Origin of the sequence: Brevibacterium sp. R8603A2 (assembly GCF_023072605.1) — a bacterium.
In the GTDB taxonomy this organism is placed as follows: domain Bacteria; phylum Actinomycetota; class Actinomycetes; order Actinomycetales; family Brevibacteriaceae; genus Brevibacterium; species Brevibacterium pityocampae.
The window spans coordinates 43,956-58,941 of record NZ_JALLGN010000002.1 but is presented as its reverse complement, the minus strand read 5'-3'; the positions used below and the strand labels follow the sequence as shown (position 1 = coordinate 58,941).

Here is a 14,986-nt window from a genome sequence, read left to right as displayed (position 1 = left end):
CGTCCGACGACCGACCAGCCGTCGAACGGCACCCCGCACGACGACCCGAGCACCGCCCCGACCAGCGAGGACCGGCGGCGCGCGATGATCGACCGCGTCCTCTCCCGCGCCGGCACCGCGCTCACCGACGAGCAGCTCACGCACGAGGACGAGACCCAGCTCGACGTGCTCGAGCGGCGCGCCCTGCGCCGCGTCGACGGACTGTCGACCGAGCTCGAGGACGTCACCGAGGTAGAGTACCGGCAGCTGCGCCTCGAGAAGGTCGTGCTCGCCGGGCTCTACACCTCCGGCACCGCGCTCGAGGCGGAGACCTCCCTGCGGGAGCTCGCCGCGCTCGCCGAGACCGCCGGCTCGACCGTGCTCGACGGCCTGCTCCAGCGTCGTGACACCCCGGACCCGGGGACGTTCTTCGGGCGCGGCAAGGCCCAGGAGCTCGCGGAGATCGTCGCCGCCGTCGGCGCGGACACCGTCGTCGTCGACTCCGAGCTCGCCCCCGGCCAGCGGCGCGGGCTCGAGGACGTCGTCAAGGTCAAGGTCATCGACCGGGTGGCGCTCATCCTCGACATCTTCGCCCAGCACGCCAAGAGCCGCGAGGGCAAGGCCCAGGTCGAGCTCGCCCAGCTCGAGTACCTGCTGCCGCGGCTGCGCGGCTGGGGCGAGTCGATGTCCCGGCAGGCCGGCGGCCGGGTGGCCGGCGGTGAGGGCATCGGCTCGCGTGGTCCGGGTGAGACGAAGATCGAGCTCGACCGGCGCCGCATCCGCACCCGGATGGCCAAGCTCCGCAAGCAGATCAAGGCGATGGAGCCCTCGCGGGAGACCAAGCGCGCCAACCGGACGCGCAACCACGTGCCGAGCGCGGCGATCGTCGGCTACACCAACGCCGGCAAGTCCTCCCTCCTCAACCGGCTCACCGCCGCCGGCGTCATGGTGCAGAACGTCCTGTTCGCCACCCTCGACCCGACGGTGCGGCAGGCGCAGACGGCCGACGGCCGCGACTTCACCTACACCGACACCGTGGGCTTCGTCCGCAACCTGCCCCACCAGCTCGTCGAGGCGTTCCGCTCGACCCTCGAGGAGGCCGCCTACGCCGACCTCCTCGTCCACGTGGTCGACGCCTCCCACCCGGACCCGACGAGCCAGATCCAGGCGGTGCGCGATGTCCTCGCCGACGTCGACACCGCCGACATCGGCGAACTCATCGTCTTCAACAAGGCCGACATCGCCGACCCGGTCGCCCTCTCCGCGCTGCTCCGTGCGCACCCGGGTGCGCTCGCGGTGTCCGCCGCGACCGGGGCGGGGATCGCCGAGCTCGAGGCGCGCATCGCCGAGCTCCTGCCCGAGCCCGAGCACGAGCTCACCGTCCTCCTGCCCTACGACCGCGGCGACCTCGTGTCCCGCATCCACGACGAGGGCACCGTGCTCGAGGAGAAGCACCTGGCGGAGGGCACCGCAGTGCAGGCGCGCGTCGACTCCGACCTCCTCAGCGAGCTCGAGGAGTACCGCAAGCCGGACATGTTCTCCGGGCCGGCTGCGTGACCGCGACCGCCGACCTCCTCGCGAGTGCCGTCGCCGCGCTCGGCGGCAGCCCGCGGGAGGGGCAGCAGACCATGGCCGAGGCCGTCGCCGGCGCTCTCGGCTCGGAGACCCACCTCCTCGTCCAGGCCGGCACCGGGACCGGGAAGTCGCTGGCCTACCTCGTGCCCGCGCTCGAGCACGCCGTGCGCACCGGCGAGCGGGTCGTGGTATCGACGGCGACCCTGGCGCTGCAGAACCAGATCGTCAACCGCGACGTGCCCCGCCTGCTCAAGGCGCTCGGCGGAGACCTCGAGCGCAAGCCGCGCGCCGCGGTCCTCAAGGGCCGCCGCAACTACGTGTGCAAGCACAAGCTCGACGGCGGCTACCCCGATGACGCGCTCGGCATGCTGTTCGACCTCGGGGCCGACGACGCCGCTGGGCGCGGCTCCGCCTCGGGGTCCGCGTCCGCGCTCGGCGAGGAGATCCAGCGGGTGCGCAGCTGGGAGCGGATCACCGAGTCCGGGGACCGCGACGACCTCGTCCCCGGTGTCTCCGACCGGGCCTGGGCCCAGGTGTCGGTCAACGCCTTCGACTGCCTCGGCTCGAAGTGCCCGGTGTTCGAGGAGTGCTACGCGGAGCGGGCGAAGATCGCCGCGGCCGCAGCCGACCTCGTCGTCACCAACCATGCGCTGCTCGCGATCGACGCCTTCGGGGACCACGCGGTGCTGCCCGAGCACGACGCCGTCGTCATCGACGAGGCCCACGAGCTGCGCGACCGGGTGACGAACGCGCTCTCCGGTTCGCTCACCGTCGCCATGCTCCACGCCGCCGCGCAGGCCGCGCGGAAGAACACCGCCGTGCAGGACGGGGTGATCGGGCTCCTCGAGACCGCCGCCTCCGCCTTCGACAAGGCGCTCCAGGCGACCACCGAGGGGTTGCTCCAGGTCTGGCCCGGAGCGCTCACCACCGCCGTCATCGCCGTCCGCGACGCCGCCCGGCAGATCATCGCCGAGGCCGGTCGCGGCACCGAGTCCAAGGAGGCCGACGCCGGCCTGCAGATGGCCCGGGCCCGCCTCCAGGAGGTGTTCGAGCTCGCCGAGCGGATGAGCGAGCTCGCCGACAACGACGTCACCTGGGTCACCCGCTCGACCTTCCGGGAGACGGAGACCGTCTCCCTCGTCGTCGCTCCGCTCAGCGTCGCCGGCACCATGCGCAACGGGATCTTCGCCGAGTCCACCGTCGTCGCCACCTCGGCGACCCTGGCACTCGGCGGCCGGTTCGAGCCCGTGGCCGCCTCGCTCGGCCTCGCCGGTCCCGAGGCGCCCCGGTACGACGCGATCGACGTCGGCTCCCCGTTCGACTATCCCAAGCAGGCGATCCTCTACGTCGCCTCCGGGCTGCCCCGACCGGCGCGCAGCGGGCTCAACGAGGAGATGATCGCCGAGCTGCGCGAGCTCGTCACCGCCTCACGCGGCGGTGCGCTCGGACTGTTCTCCTCCCGCTTCGCCGCCGAGCAGGCCGCGACGGCCCTGCGCGAGACGCTCGACACCCCGGTGCTGCTCCAGGGGGAGGAGTCGCTCGCCGCGCTCGTCGCTCGATTCTCCGCGGAGGACGACACCTCGCTGTTCGGCACGATGTCGCTGTGGCAGGGGGTCGACGTGCCGGGCCGCACATGCCGGCTCGTCGTCATCGACCGGATCCCGTTCCCGCGCCCCGACGACCCCCTCACCCGTGCGCGCACGCAGGCCGCCGAGCGGAACCGCGCCAACGGCTTCATGACGGTCAGCGCCACCCACGCCGCGCTCCGGCTCGCGCAGGGGGTCGGCCGGCTCATCCGTACCACCGACGACCGCGGCGTGGTCGCCGTGCTCGACTCCCGGCTGCGCACCGCGCGTTACGGAGGCTTCCTCGCCGATTCGCTGCCCCCGATGTGGCGCACCGAGGACGGCGCGGCCGTGCGCTCCGCCCTCTCCCGCCTCGCCGAGCAGGACTGAGGCCGACCGCCGGGGTACGACGAGGGCGGGATCAGACGAAGTCTGGGTGGGGCGCGGCCGGGCACGACGAGGGCGGAGCACCGATCGGTGCTCCGCCCTCGTGACGCTGCGGACGCGCTGTGCGGTCGGTGTCCAGCAGACCTCAGACCCGCCGGATGACCGCGGTGACGATGCCCATGATCGTGGCGTGGTCGCCGTCGATCGGGTCGTAAATCGGGTTCTGCGGCAGCAGCCACTGCTTGCCGCCGCTGCGCTTGAGCGTCTTGACCGTGGCCTCGTCGTCGAGGAGTGCCGCGACGATCTCGCCGTTCTCCGCCGACTGCTGGCGCCGTACGACCACCCAGTCGCCGTCGCAGATCGCGGCGTCGATCATCGAGTCGCCGGCGACCTGGAGGAGGAAGAGGTCACCGGAGCCGACGACCTGGGTGGGCAGGGCGAAGACGTCCTCGACCGCCTGCTCCGCGGTGATCGGGCCGCCGGCGGCGATCCGCCCGAGCACCGGCACCATCGCCGTGTTCGCCGAACCGGGTTCGGCGGCCGGCGGGGCCTCCTCGGCCGGGTTGACGATCTCGATCGCACGGGGGCGCTTGGGATCGCGGCGCAGGTAGCCGAGGCGCTCGAGCTGGGAGAGCTGGTGGGCGACGCTCGACAGCGACGCCAGACCGGCGGCCTTGCCGATCTCGCGCATGCTCGGCGGGTAGCCGTTGGTGTACACGGCCGACTCGATCGTCTCGAGGACGAGCCGCTGGCGCGGGGTGAGGCGCTGGTCCCCGGCGGCGGCCGAGCCCTCGGGGAGCTCGACGATATCGGCCTGGGTGGCGCGGAAGTCCTCGATCTCGTCGACGACGGCGTCATTGCGCGGGCGTCCTCTGGGGCGTCGTGATTGGGGGCTCATTCCTCTTCCCTTCCCGTTCCTCTCACCGTGCTGCACGACCGGAGCGTCGTGGGCTCCGGTCCCGACCGCGAGGCCGTGTCCGTGCCCGGTGCAACACTTCGAACATAGCCGATCGCGACGTCGTTCGAATCCATTTTCACACACGTGTTCGAGAAATAGTGGACATCCGTTCGATTGTTGTGTTCAATAGTACATGAGTTCGAATCCCCGGACCGCAGTCGCCGCGCATCATCAGTTCGGCGCACCGGCCGGCCTCGGGATCGATGAAGAGGAGGACACCCCATGTCTGCAAACACCGCACCCGCACCCGCACCCGCGGCCGCCACCGTGCTCACCCCGCGCGGTCGCCGCGCCCTGCGCCTGGCCCGCACCCTCGGTCTGGCCCTGTGCGCGCTCGTCATCGGGATCGTCATCACGCTGAGTTCCGGGGCCCAGGCCTCCGCCGGGTCCGCCGCCGGCGCCCCGGCCGGTGCGGGCTTCGACACCGTCGTCGTCGAGGAGGGCGACTCGCTGTGGTCGATCGCACAATCGGTCTCCGGCGGCCAGGACACCCGTGACGTCGTCCTCGACATCGTCGAGGTCAACGGACTCGACCGTCAGGTGGTCCACCCCGGGCAGGAGCTCGCCGTCCCCGGACGATAGACTTCTGCGGTGACGACTCTCGATGATCTCCCGCTCCGGGACGACCTGCGCGGCCGGTCCCCGTACGGCGCCCCGCAGCTCGACGTCCCCGTCCGGCTCAACGTCAACGAGAATTCCCATCCCGTCCCCGCGGAGGTCGTGAGCGCGCTCGAGCACGAGCTCTCCGCGGTGCTCCACGACCTCAACCGCTACCCCGACCGCGAGTTCGACCGCCTGCGCTCCGCGCTCGCCCACTACCTCGACGGGGTGCTCGAGCGTCAGGGAGGCCCTGCCGCCGGAACCGCCGCGCCCGAGCGCACCGACTCCGAGCGCAGTGCCACCGAGAACACCGGCACCGGGCGCATCGACCCGGCGCAGATCTGGGCGGCGAACGGATCGAACGAGGTCCTTGCCCACATCCTCCAGGCCTTCGGCGGTCCGGGCCGCACCGCGCTCGGCTTCACCCCGAGCTACTCGATGCATCCGCTCATCACCGCGTCGACCGGCGCCGTGTGGATCGCCGTCGACCGCGAGGCGGACTTCGGGATCAGCGTCGAGTCCGCGGTGGCCGCCGTGCGCGAGCACCGGCCCGACGTCGTGTTCCTCTGCACCCCGAACAACCCCACCGGCAACGGTCTCGACCTCGCCGTCGTCGAAGCCGTGCTCGCCGCGAGCACCGGCATCGTCATCGTCGACGAGGCCTATGCCGAATTCGCGCGACCCGGATTCCGCACCGCGCTCACGCTCCTCCCGGACCACCCCCGGCTCATCGTGTCGCGCACGATGAGCAAGGCCTTCGCCTTCGCGGGCGTGCGCCTCGGGTACGCCGTCGCACACCCGGCCGTGATCGACGCGCTGCGCCTCGTGCGGCTGCCCTACCACCTGTCCGCGCTGACACAGGCCGCCGCCTGCGCCGCGCTCGCCCACGCCCCCGCACTGCTCGCCACCGTCGACGCGCTCGTCGAGCAGCGCGAGCGCATGGCCGCCGCCCTGCTCGACGCCGGCTTCACCGTGGTGCCGAGCGACTCGAACTTCCTCCTGTTCGGCGGCATCGCCGAGCCCCACGCCCTGTGGCAGGACCTCCTCGACGCCGGCGTCCTCGTCCGCGACACCGGGATCCCCGGTCACCTGCGCGTCAACGCCGGCACCGCCGAGGAGACCGACGCCTTCATCGATGCCGTGCACCGGGTGCTCGAGAGCACCCCGGAGCACCTCGCCGTCCCCACTCAGATCCCCGCCGGCCCGCCCGCCGGCGCCGCCCCCCGTACAGCAAAGGACCAGGACCCCGCATGACCGAACGCCAGGCCTCGGCACACCGTGCGACGAGCGAATCCGACGTCACCGTGCGCGTCGACCTCGACGGCACCGGTGCCTCGGACATCTCCACGGGAGTGCCGTTCTACGACCACATGCTCACCGCCCTGTCGAAGCACTCGCTCATCGACCTCAACGTGAAGGCCGAGGGCGATGTCCAGATCGACGTCCACCACACCGTCGAGGACACCGCGATCGTCATCGGCCAGGTCCTGCGCGAAGCGCTCGGCGACAAGGCCGGGATCCGCCGCTACGGCGACGCGCTCGTACCGCTGGACGAATCGCTCGCGCGGTGCGTCGTCGACGTCTCCGGCCGCCCGTACTTCGTGCACAGCGGCGAGCCCGAGGGCCAGCAGTACCACCTCATCGGCGGTCACTTCACCGGCTCGATGGTCGCCCACGCGCTCGAGTCGCTGGCATTCAACGCCGGCTTCACCGTCCACCTCTCGCTGCTCGCCGGCCGCGACCCCCACCACATCGCCGAGGCCCAGTTCAAGGCCTTCGCCCGGGCGCTGCGCGCCGCGGTCGAGCCCGACCCGCGCGTCACCGGGATCCCGAGCACCAAGGGAGCACTGTGAGCCGCACCGTCATCGTCACCCCCTTCGGCCGGCCGGATCAGCTCGCCGCGGCGTGCGTGCTCTCCGACATCCCCGGCGAAGTCGTGCCGATCGGAGACTTCTCCGCGCTCGTGCTCTCCGGCACCGACATCGCCGAGGGCAACGCCGCGGCCGCAGAGCTCTCGAAGCTCACCGGACAGCACGAGGTGCTCCTCCTCGTCCGCAACGACGAGCAGATCGACGCTGCACATTACCGGCGCGGCACCCGGGAGGCCGACGTCCCCGCCGGGCTCGCCCTCACCAACCTGCCTTCCGAGCTCGAGCAGCTCCTCCTCGAGACCCTCTCCCCGCAGGACATCGACGGATGGATCGACACCGGTTCGATGACGAAGCTCCAGGCGAGCGCGGCGACCATGACCCCGGCCCGCGCGGCACTCGCCCGCACCGCGATCCTGTGGGGCGTCGTCGCGCTCCTCGCCGTGATCGCGATCGTCGTCGGCGTCATCGCCGCGCTGAGCGGGATGACCGCGGCCTGGGTCGCCGCCGGACTCGGCCTCGTCGTGCTCGTCCTCGCCGCGCTCCGCCTCCGCTCCCTGCTCGCCGGACGCACCGCATGAGCGCCCCGGTCGCGGTCCTCGACTACGGCTCGGGGAACATCCGCTCGGCCGTGCGGGCGCTCGAGCGCACCGGTGCGCGCGTCGAGCTCACCTCCGACCCGCAGCGCGCCGCCGCTGCCGCCGGCCTCGTCGTGCCCGGGGTCGGGGCGTTCGCCTCGGTCATGGACGGCCTGCGTGCCGGCGGTGCCGTCGACGTCATCCGCGAGCGGCACGCCGCCGGCCGACCGCTCCTCGGGATCTGCGTCGGCCTCCAGGTGCTGTTCGCCTCCGGCTCCGAGCACGGGGTCACCAGCGCCGGCATCGGCCTGTGGGCCGGCGAGGTGACCCGCCTCCACGCCCCGGTGATCCCGCACATGGGCTGGGACACCGTCGCCCCGCCGGTCGACAGCGCGATGTTCGCCGGGATCGGCGACGAGCGCTTCTACTTCGTGCACTCCTACGCCGCGCACACCGCGCCGGCAGGAGCGCGCACCACCACGACCGTCCACGGCGAGCCGTTCGTCGCAGCCGTGGAGGACGGGTCCACCTGGGCCACGCAGTTCCACCCCGAGAAGTCCGGGGACGCCGGCGCGCAGCTGCTCGCCAACTGGGTGAAGGCCCTCGACTGAGAACCGATGAAGGAAGAGACGATGACTGAACTCGTGACAGAACCCGCGCTCACCCTGCTGCCGGCCGTCGACGTGGCCGACGGCAAGGCCGTGCGGCTGGTCCAGGGCGAGGCGGGCTCCGAGACCGACTACGGCTCGCCCGTCGAGGCCGCGCAGCAGTTCGAGGACGCCGGGGCGGAATGGATCCACCTCGTCGACCTCGATGCCGCGTTCGGCCGCGGCTCGAACTACGCACTGCTCACCCAGGTCACCAAGGCGCTGTCGATCAAGGTCGAGATCTCCGGCGGCATCCGCGACACGGAGAGCCTCGAGCGCGCCCTCGACACCGGTGCGGAGCGGGTGAACATCGGCACCGCAGCGCTGGAGAACCCGGCCTGGACCGCCGAGGTCATCCGCGACTACGGCGACCGGATCGCGATCGGCCTCGACGTCCGTGGCACCACCCTCGCCGCCCGCGGCTGGACCGAGGACGGCGGGGACCTCTACGACGTCCTCACCGAGCTCGAGGCCGCCGGCTGCGCCCGCTACGTCGTCACCGATGTGCGCAAGGACGGCACCCTGCAGGGCCCCAACCTCGACCTGCTGCGCACCCTGTGCGCGCGGACCGACCGCCCGATCGTCGCCTCCGGGGGAGTGTCGAGCCTCGACGACATCGCCGCGCTGCGCACGCTCGTGCCCGAGGGCGTCGAGGCCGCGATCGTCGGCAAGGCGCTCTACGCCGGCCGGTTCACGCTCGCCGAGGCGCTCGACGTCGCCGGCCGCTGAGGCCATCGCACCGATGACCGAGGACACCCCCGGAGCCCCGGGGAGCCGGGACCTGCCCGCCCACCTCACCGGCATGACCGCCGGGAACACTGCTGACTCGGCCGGGGTGCCGTGGGCGGGCAGGGACCTCAAGCCCAATCCGTTCTCCGGGGACACCGGGCTGGCCGAGCCGCGGCTCACCGCCGCGCTCGATGCGGTGACCGCCGCCCCCTTCGACCCGGCCGCCCACCGCGGTGTGCTCATGGCCCTGCGCGGTGTCCGGGTGTACGCCCCGGTCCTGCCCACCGCCGTCGAGCACACCACCGATGAGCGCGGCCTCGTCCACGACAACTCCTCGGAGATGGCGATGGTGCGCCTCGCTGCCGACGACGGCCGGGAGTGCACCCCGTGCTTCTCCGACATCCCCGCGCTCACCGCCTGGGGCACCGCGGCCAGGCCGGTGCCCATCGAGGCCGAGCGCCTGTGCGTCGCCGCGATCGAGGAGGGCGCGCAGCTCGTCGTCATCGACGCCGGGTCGGCCCACCCGTTCCTGCTCCGTCGCACCGCGCTGTGGGCCTTCGTCCAGGACCAGCCGTGGACGCCGGCGTGGGCCGACGGCGAGGTCGCCCGGGCCGCAGGCCGGATCGCCGCGCAGTTCGACTGGATCGCCCGGGTGGGACTCGCCCCGGCCGGCCGGTCCGTGCACCGCGCAGGTCCCGAGCTCGCTCTCGTCCTCAGCGTCGACCGGCTCCCGGAGCCGGGTGAGACCGCCGCGCTGCGTCAGGCGCTGAGCACGGACGCGGAGTTCGTCGAGCGCGTCGACTCGATGGTGATCTCCATCGACCCCGCCCGCAGCTGAGACCCACCCGGGGCTGCGGCCCGGCCGCAGTGGCTGTCGCCCGCACGCAGTCGTGCCACGCCCGCGGCTGCCTGCGATGGGGGAGGCGCGAGACCCGGACACGTCAACGGGCCCCGGACCAGAGGTCCGGGGCCCGTCGCGTGCAGTTCGGCTCGCAGGCACAGGGCCGGGAGCTCAGCTGCGCAGTGCGCTCAACTGATCCGTGAGATCAGCTCGGCTTGTTCTCCGTCGCGGCGGTGCCGGCGCCCTCCTTCTGGGCGCCGCGCACGACGTTCTCCACGCGCGCGCCGAGGTCCGCATCGACGTTCTTCCAGTAGTCGAACGCCTTGACGAGGATCGGCTCGGACACCCCGTTGAGCAGGTGCCCGGCGATGTTGCCGACCATGCGGTCGCGGGCCGCGTCGTCGAGGACATTGCGCACGAGATCGCCGGCCTGGTTGAAGTCGCCGTCGTCCTTGCGCAGGGTCGGGGCCGAGCGCAGGACATCGCCCTCGACGGACACGAGGTTGCCCTCGGTGGTCCGCGAGGCATCGGCGTGCGGGCCGCCGTAGCTGTTCGGCGCGTAGGTCGGCTGGTCCTTCGGGTAGTTCTCGTAGGACATCGGGCCGGCCTGAGAGTAGCTGTTCTTCACCGCGTTCTTCGGGCGGTTGACCGGCAGCTGCGCGTAGTTCGGGCCGATCCGGTAGCGGTGGGTGTCGGCGTAGGAGAAGATCCGGCCCATGAGCATCTTGTCTGGGGACAGGCCGGTGCCGGGGACGAGGTTCGACGGGGCGAAGGCCGCCTGCTCGATCTCGGAGTGGAAGTCCTCCGGGTTCCGGTTGAGCTCCATCACGCCGACCTCGTGCAGCGGGTAGTCCGCGTGCGGCCAGATCTTCGTCACGTCGAAGGGGTTGATCCGGTAGTCCTTGGCGTCCTCGTAGGGCATGATCTGCACCTTGAGGGTCCAGGACGGGACGTTGCCCGCCTCGATCGCGTCGAACAGGTCACGGCGGTGGAAGTCCGCGTCGATGCCGGCCATCTCGTCGGCCTCCTCGGCGGAGAAGCCCTCGTGGCCGTGCTTCTCGATGAACTCCTGCTTTTGGTTGGAGATCCAGTGGTACTTGACCCAGAAGCGCTCACCGGCGGCGTTGATCCACTGGAAGGTGTGCGAGCCGTAGCCGTTCTGCTCGCGCCACGACCGTGGGATGCCGCGGTCGCCCATGAGGTAGGTGACCTGGTGGGCCGAGGCCGGCACCTGCGTCCAGAAGTCCCACTGCATGTTGTGGTCGCGCAGACCCGAGTCGCTGCGGCGCTTCTGCGAGTGGATGAAGTCCTGGAACTGGATGGTGTCGCGGACGAAGAACACCGGGGTGTTGTTGCCCACGATGTCGAGGTTGCCCTCGGTGGTGTACATCTTCACCGCGAAGCCGCGCGGATCGCGCCAGGTGTCGGGGGAGCCCTGCTCGCCGGCGACGGTGGAGAACCGGGTGAGGGTCTCGGTCTTCGTCTTCGGCTGGAACACCGCGGCCCGGGTGTACTTCGAGACGTCCTGGGTCACCGTGAAGGTGCCGAACGCGCCGCCGCCCTTGGCGTGCACCACGCGCTCGGGCACGCGCTCGCGGTTGAAGTGGGCCATCTTCTCGATGAGGTAGTGGTCCTGGAGCAGGATCGGGCCGTTGGGGCCGACGGTGAGCGAGTGCTCATCGCTGCCGACGGGGATTCCGAAATCGTTGGTCGTGTAGTTCTCGGCCATTGTTCCTCCTTAAAGGGAGACCGTTGCGGATCGTGATGGATCCTCCTGGGCGTCGCGACACCGGGCGCACTGCCCCCAGTACACGACCTCCGCGAGCTCCACGGCGAAGCCGTGGGACTCCGGGGGGTGCATGCACGGCACATCGTCCCCGCTGCACGGCACATCGACGATCTCCCGGCAGGACCGGCAGACCAGATGATGGTGGTTGTCGTGCCGCTGGAACTCGTACCGGGCCGCGGCGGAGCCGGTGGGGTCGATGCACCGGACCAGGTCGGCGCGCTCGAAGGCTGCGAGCACGTCGTAGACGGTCTGATGCGAGACCCTGCCGATCCGCGTGCGGGCGGCGGCGGTGATCTCCTCCACGTCGGGATGACCGGAGGAGGTGCGGAGCACCTCGAGCACGGCCTGGCGGGGCGCGGTCACCCGCAGCCCGGCAGCCCGGATCAGCTCGGAGGCACTCGATGTCGTCACGTCCACCACTCTATGCCCTTTTCTGGAACTGCTCAAGAAAACGACTGTGGAGTCGCTCACCCGGCCGATAGGGTGGCGAGCATGAGTGATCGAGCCGAGCCCACCCGTCCGAGCACGCTCTACCTCGATGCGATGCGGGCCGAGACCGAGGCGCGGGCCCGGGCGGCGGGTCCGCCCCACTCGGTGCACACCGGGGCGCCGGTCTCCGTCCTCCACCGCCTCCGCGCCGCGCTCGAGGGTCGGCGGGAGCGCCTCGTCGCGCTCTCCCATGCTGTCCACCGCACCGCCGAGGTGGCCTTCGAGGAGCATCGCTCGGTGCGCCTCCTCGAGGGCGTCCTCGCCGGTGCCGGGGTGAGTGCGGAGATCGGGGTGCACGGCCTCGACACCGCGCTCGAGGCGGGCTGGGGGAGCGCGGACACCGGTCGGACCGTCGCCTTGCTCGCCGAGTACGATGCGCTGCCCGGCATCGGCCATGCCTGCGGCCACAACGTCATCGCCGCCTCGGCCGTGGGCGCCTTCCTCGCCGTCGTCGACGTCATGCGCGGCACCGACCCCGCCACGCCGCTGCCCGGACGGGTCGTGCTCCTCGGCACGCCGGCGGAGGAGGGGCGCACCGGCAAGGAGATCATGGCCCGCCACGGGGCCTTCGCCGGCATCGACGCCGCGCTCATGCTCCATCCCTCGGGCACCGATGCCGCGGAGCAGACCTGGCTCGGACGGCGCACGCTCGACGTCACGTTCCGCGGGATCGCCGCGCATGCCTCGGCGCAGCCGTTCATGGGGCGCAACGCGCTCGACGCGGCCGCGCTCATGTACCAGGGGATCGGACTGCTGCGCCAGCAGATGCTCCCCGTCGACCGCGTCCACGCCTCGATCCCGGACGGCGGGGACCGGCCGTCGATCATCACCGAGTCGGCACGGGTGAGCGTGTACGTCCGCTCCGCGTACCCGCAGACCCTGCGCGAGCTCTCCGCCCGGGTCGAGGACATCGCCCGCGGCGCGGCGCTCATGACGGGCTGCGGGGTCGAGGTCGGCTGGGACGCCAATCCGCCGAGCCTGCCGGTGCGGGCCAGCGGCGAGCTCGCCGCGCGCTGGGCCGTCCACGAGCAGGAGCGCGGACGGCAGCCCGTGCCGGCCGGGATCGTGCCGGACACGCTCGCGGCCTCGACGGACTTCGGGAACGTGAGCTGGCGGATGCCGGGGATCCACCCGACGATCGCGATCGCGGACGCCGACGTCGCCTGGCACACCCGCGCCTTCGCCGATGCCGCCGCGTCCCCGCGGGCCGATGCCGCGGTGGTCGACGGGGCCTACGGGCTGGCCGCCACCGCCCTCGACTACCTGTGCGACGACGCGCTCGCCGCGGCCGTCGAGCGGGACTTCACGGCCGGCGGCGGCGCGATCGACGTCCCGAGCTATTTCGACTGAGCGGGGCACAGCCGCGAACTGCGCGGTATCCGAAACCGAGCGCGCAATTGCGCGACCGGATCCGGATACCGCGCAGTTCTGCGGGGAGGGATCGGTGAGCGGGGCCCGGGCGGGTCAGCGGACGGGGCCGGTGAACTTCTCTCCGGGCCCCTGGCCGGGGGCGTCGGGGATCGACGAGGCCTCGCGGAACGCGAGCTGCAGGCTGCGCAGCCCGTCGCGCAGCGGCCGGGCGTGGTGGTCGCCGATCTCCGTGGCGCCGGCGGTGACGAGTCCGGCGAGGGCGGTGATGAGCTTGCGCGCCTCGTCGAGGTCGGTGAGCTCGGCGGCGCTCTGCGCGTCGGTGTCCTCGGCGAGACCGCACTTGACGGCGGCGGCGCTCATGAGGTGGACGGCGGCCGCGGAGATGATCTCGACGGCCGGCACCTCGGCGATGTCCCGGACGGCCTGGGCGTCCGCGTCCGAGGCGGGGTCGAGTGGGGGATTCGTGTGCGGTTCGGTCATCCCCCCAGCATCCCATATCCTGCGCCCTGCTCCGGCACGGCGGCGCCCCGCCCCGGGCGCGGTCCGCTGTCCGCCCGCACCCGAGGCGGGGTCGACTCGGCGGCGCGGTCCCGGGGGCGGGTGGGGGTTCCCCGACACCCGATGCGGGTTCGATTGTGCAGTCCGGCACCGGGCGTAGTACGATGAACGGGTGCAAAGAGGAGCCTGGCTCCCACCTGGATCGCCTCAGGCGATCGGGTTCTCGAACACGGTCCTGCTCCACACGGACCGATCGGACGTGGTCTCCGCGTGCGTATGCTTCGAACCGGGCTCCCTTCGCATGTGCCGAAGGGGGTCTTTTCTCTTTCGGTTCACCTCATCGTCGAAGAAGGAGCGAGCACATCAGCGAGCCGCGCATCAATGATCGGATTCGGGTACCGGAAGTCCGCCTGGTCGGCCCCAACGGGGAGCAGGTGGGGATCGTCGCCATCCGCAAGGCACTCGACCTCGCCCGCGAGGCAGACCTCGACCTCGTCGAGGTGGCACCGCAGGCCAAGCCCCCCGTGGCCAAGCTCATGGACTACGGCAAGTTCAAGTACGAATCCGCTCAGAAGGCACGCGAGTCCCGGAAGAATCAGGCCAACATGGCGCTGAAAGAGATCCGGTTCCGGCTGAAGATCGACGAGCACGACTACGAGACCAAGAAGGGCCACGTCTCCCGGTTCCTCGCCGGCGGCGACAAGGTCAAGGTCATGATCATGTTCCGCGGTCGCGAGCAGTCGCGCCCCGAGATGGGCATCAAGCTGCTCAACCGGCTGGCCGAGGACGTGTCCGAGCTCGGCTCCGTCGAGTCCTCGCCGCGTGTGGACGGCCGGAACATGGTGATGGTCGTGGCACCCTTCCGCAACAAGGCGGACGCCAAGGCGGAATCCCGCAAGGCGAGCCGCGACGCCAAGGGCGCGAGCGCCGAGGTCAAGTCCCGGCGCGAACGGGCGGCCCAGGCCAAGGCGGGCACCGCTCCCGCCGACGACGACGAGTCATAAGTTCTTCGTGCTCGCACCCGGCCCGCACCGCGGGTGGGCGCGAGCGCGCGACACGCACACCGATCGTCGATCGCACCGGTTCCCACCGGCGCGTCGACATGAGAAGGA

Annotated in this window: 15 protein-coding genes; 11 read left to right on the top strand and 4 right to left on the bottom strand. The window is 71.8% G+C overall.

The window, feature by feature from the left end; all coding sequences use genetic code 11:
- Positions 1–84: 84 nt before the first annotated feature.
- Both hflX and MTQ12_RS02595 read left to right on the top strand, forming a co-directional pair.
- Positions 85–1,536, top strand: coding sequence for a GTPase HflX (gene hflX / locus MTQ12_RS02600; RefSeq protein WP_137320513.1), 1,452 nt, complete (start codon positions 85–87; stop codon positions 1,534–1,536).
- Positions 1,533–3,509 carry an ATP-dependent DNA helicase gene (locus MTQ12_RS02595; RefSeq protein ID WP_247423735.1) on the top strand — a complete coding sequence of 659 codons (1,977 nt, stop codon included), beginning with the start codon at positions 1,533–1,535 and terminating at the stop codon, positions 3,507–3,509. The genes hflX and MTQ12_RS02595 overlap by 4 nt, the downstream gene beginning before the upstream one ends.
- Before the next feature lie 142 nt (positions 3,510–3,651).
- Here the strand turns inward: MTQ12_RS02595 and lexA are convergent, their stop codons facing one another.
- The gene (lexA, locus tag MTQ12_RS02590; RefSeq protein WP_137320073.1) at positions 3,652–4,404 is read right to left on the bottom strand and encodes a transcriptional repressor LexA; all 753 of its coding nucleotides are present in this window, start codon (positions 4,402–4,404) and stop codon (positions 3,652–3,654) included.
- Positions 4,405–4,686: 282 nt separating this feature from the next.
- Here lexA and MTQ12_RS02585 point away from each other — a divergent pair, with 282 nt between their 5' ends.
- The 7 genes from MTQ12_RS02585 to MTQ12_RS02555 are packed head-to-tail and all read left to right on the top strand — an operon-like array spanning position 4,687 to position 9,724.
- Positions 4,687–5,046: a LysM peptidoglycan-binding domain-containing protein gene (locus MTQ12_RS02585; RefSeq protein WP_137320072.1), complete on the top strand. Its 360-nt coding sequence runs from the start codon at positions 4,687–4,689 to the stop codon at positions 5,044–5,046.
- Positions 5,047–5,055: 9 nt separating this feature from the next.
- Positions 5,056–6,318: a histidinol-phosphate transaminase gene (locus MTQ12_RS02580; protein ID WP_247423733.1), complete on the top strand. Its 1,263-nt coding sequence runs from the start codon at positions 5,056–5,058 to the stop codon at positions 6,316–6,318.
- On the top strand, positions 6,315–6,917 hold the full coding sequence (gene hisB, locus MTQ12_RS02575) for an imidazoleglycerol-phosphate dehydratase HisB (RefSeq protein ID WP_247423731.1): 603 nt from the start codon (positions 6,315–6,317) through the stop codon (positions 6,915–6,917). The genes MTQ12_RS02580 and hisB overlap by 4 nt, the downstream gene beginning before the upstream one ends.
- The gene (locus tag MTQ12_RS02570; protein WP_247423729.1) at positions 6,914–7,513 is read left to right on the top strand and encodes a hypothetical protein; all 600 of its coding nucleotides are present in this window, start codon (positions 6,914–6,916) and stop codon (positions 7,511–7,513) included. Before hisB ends, MTQ12_RS02570 begins: the two co-directional genes overlap by 4 nt.
- Positions 7,510–8,121, top strand: coding sequence for an imidazole glycerol phosphate synthase subunit HisH (gene hisH / locus MTQ12_RS02565; protein WP_247423726.1), 612 nt, complete (start codon positions 7,510–7,512; stop codon positions 8,119–8,121). The genes MTQ12_RS02570 and hisH overlap by 4 nt, the downstream gene beginning before the upstream one ends.
- 21 nt (positions 8,122–8,142) lie before the next feature.
- Entirely contained in the window at positions 8,143–8,886 is a 744-nt protein-coding gene (gene priA, locus MTQ12_RS02560; RefSeq protein WP_247423724.1) for a bifunctional 1-(5-phosphoribosyl)-5-((5-phosphoribosylamino)methylideneamino)imidazole-4-carboxamide isomerase/phosphoribosylanthranilate isomerase PriA, read from the top strand.
- 13 nt (positions 8,887–8,899) lie between these two features.
- Entirely contained in the window at positions 8,900–9,724 is an 825-nt protein-coding gene (locus tag MTQ12_RS02555; protein ID WP_247423722.1) for an SseB family protein, read from the top strand.
- Positions 9,725–9,932: 208 nt separating this feature from the next.
- Here the strand turns inward: MTQ12_RS02555 and MTQ12_RS02550 are convergent, their stop codons facing one another.
- Positions 9,933–11,456: a catalase gene (locus MTQ12_RS02550; protein WP_247423720.1), complete on the bottom strand. Its 1,524-nt coding sequence runs from the start codon at positions 11,454–11,456 to the stop codon at positions 9,933–9,935.
- 9 nt (positions 11,457–11,465) lie between these two features.
- Positions 11,466–11,927: a Fur family transcriptional regulator gene (locus tag MTQ12_RS02545; protein ID WP_137320065.1), complete on the bottom strand. Its 462-nt coding sequence runs from the start codon at positions 11,925–11,927 to the stop codon at positions 11,466–11,468.
- Between the two features lie 81 nt (positions 11,928–12,008).
- Between MTQ12_RS02545 and MTQ12_RS02540 the strand changes: the two genes are divergently transcribed.
- Positions 12,009–13,355, top strand: a complete 1,347-nt coding sequence (locus MTQ12_RS02540) for a M20 family metallopeptidase (protein ID WP_247423718.1) — start codon at positions 12,009–12,011, stop codon at positions 13,353–13,355.
- A 114-nt stretch (positions 13,356–13,469) separates the two neighbouring features.
- On the opposite strand, the gene MTQ12_RS02535 is transcribed toward MTQ12_RS02540, so the two are convergent.
- Complete coding sequence (locus MTQ12_RS02535; RefSeq protein WP_247423716.1) at positions 13,470–13,856, bottom strand: DUF1844 domain-containing protein; 387 nt, start codon at positions 13,854–13,856, stop codon at positions 13,470–13,472.
- Positions 13,857–14,236: 380 nt separating this feature from the next.
- Here MTQ12_RS02535 and infC point away from each other — a divergent pair, with 380 nt between their 5' ends.
- Complete coding sequence (gene infC, locus MTQ12_RS02530) at positions 14,237–14,878, top strand: translation initiation factor IF-3 (RefSeq protein WP_137320512.1); 642 nt, start codon at positions 14,237–14,239, stop codon at positions 14,876–14,878.
- The last annotated feature ends 108 nt before the right edge of the window (positions 14,879–14,986 follow it).

Coding starts and splice junctions, on each gene's coding strand:
- hflX (WP_137320513.1), top strand. CDS start 85: ATGATCGACCGCGTCCTCTCCCGCGCCGGCACCGCGCTCACCGACGAG.
- lexA (WP_137320073.1), bottom strand. CDS start 4,404: ATGAGCCCCCAATCACGACGCCCCAGAGGACGCCCGCGCAATGACGCC.
- MTQ12_RS02585 (WP_137320072.1), top strand. CDS start 4,687: ATGTCTGCAAACACCGCACCCGCACCCGCACCCGCGGCCGCCACCGTG.
- hisB (WP_247423731.1), top strand. CDS start 6,315: ATGACCGAACGCCAGGCCTCGGCACACCGTGCGACGAGCGAATCCGAC.
- hisH (WP_247423726.1), top strand. CDS start 7,510: ATGAGCGCCCCGGTCGCGGTCCTCGACTACGGCTCGGGGAACATCCGC.
- priA (WP_247423724.1), top strand. CDS start 8,143: ATGACTGAACTCGTGACAGAACCCGCGCTCACCCTGCTGCCGGCCGTC.
- MTQ12_RS02555 (WP_247423722.1), top strand. CDS start 8,900: ATGACCGAGGACACCCCCGGAGCCCCGGGGAGCCGGGACCTGCCCGCC.
- MTQ12_RS02550 (WP_247423720.1), bottom strand. CDS start 11,456: ATGGCCGAGAACTACACGACCAACGATTTCGGAATCCCCGTCGGCAGC.
- MTQ12_RS02540 (WP_247423718.1), top strand. CDS start 12,009: ATGAGTGATCGAGCCGAGCCCACCCGTCCGAGCACGCTCTACCTCGAT.
- MTQ12_RS02535 (WP_247423716.1), bottom strand. CDS start 13,856: ATGACCGAACCGCACACGAATCCCCCACTCGACCCCGCCTCGGACGCG.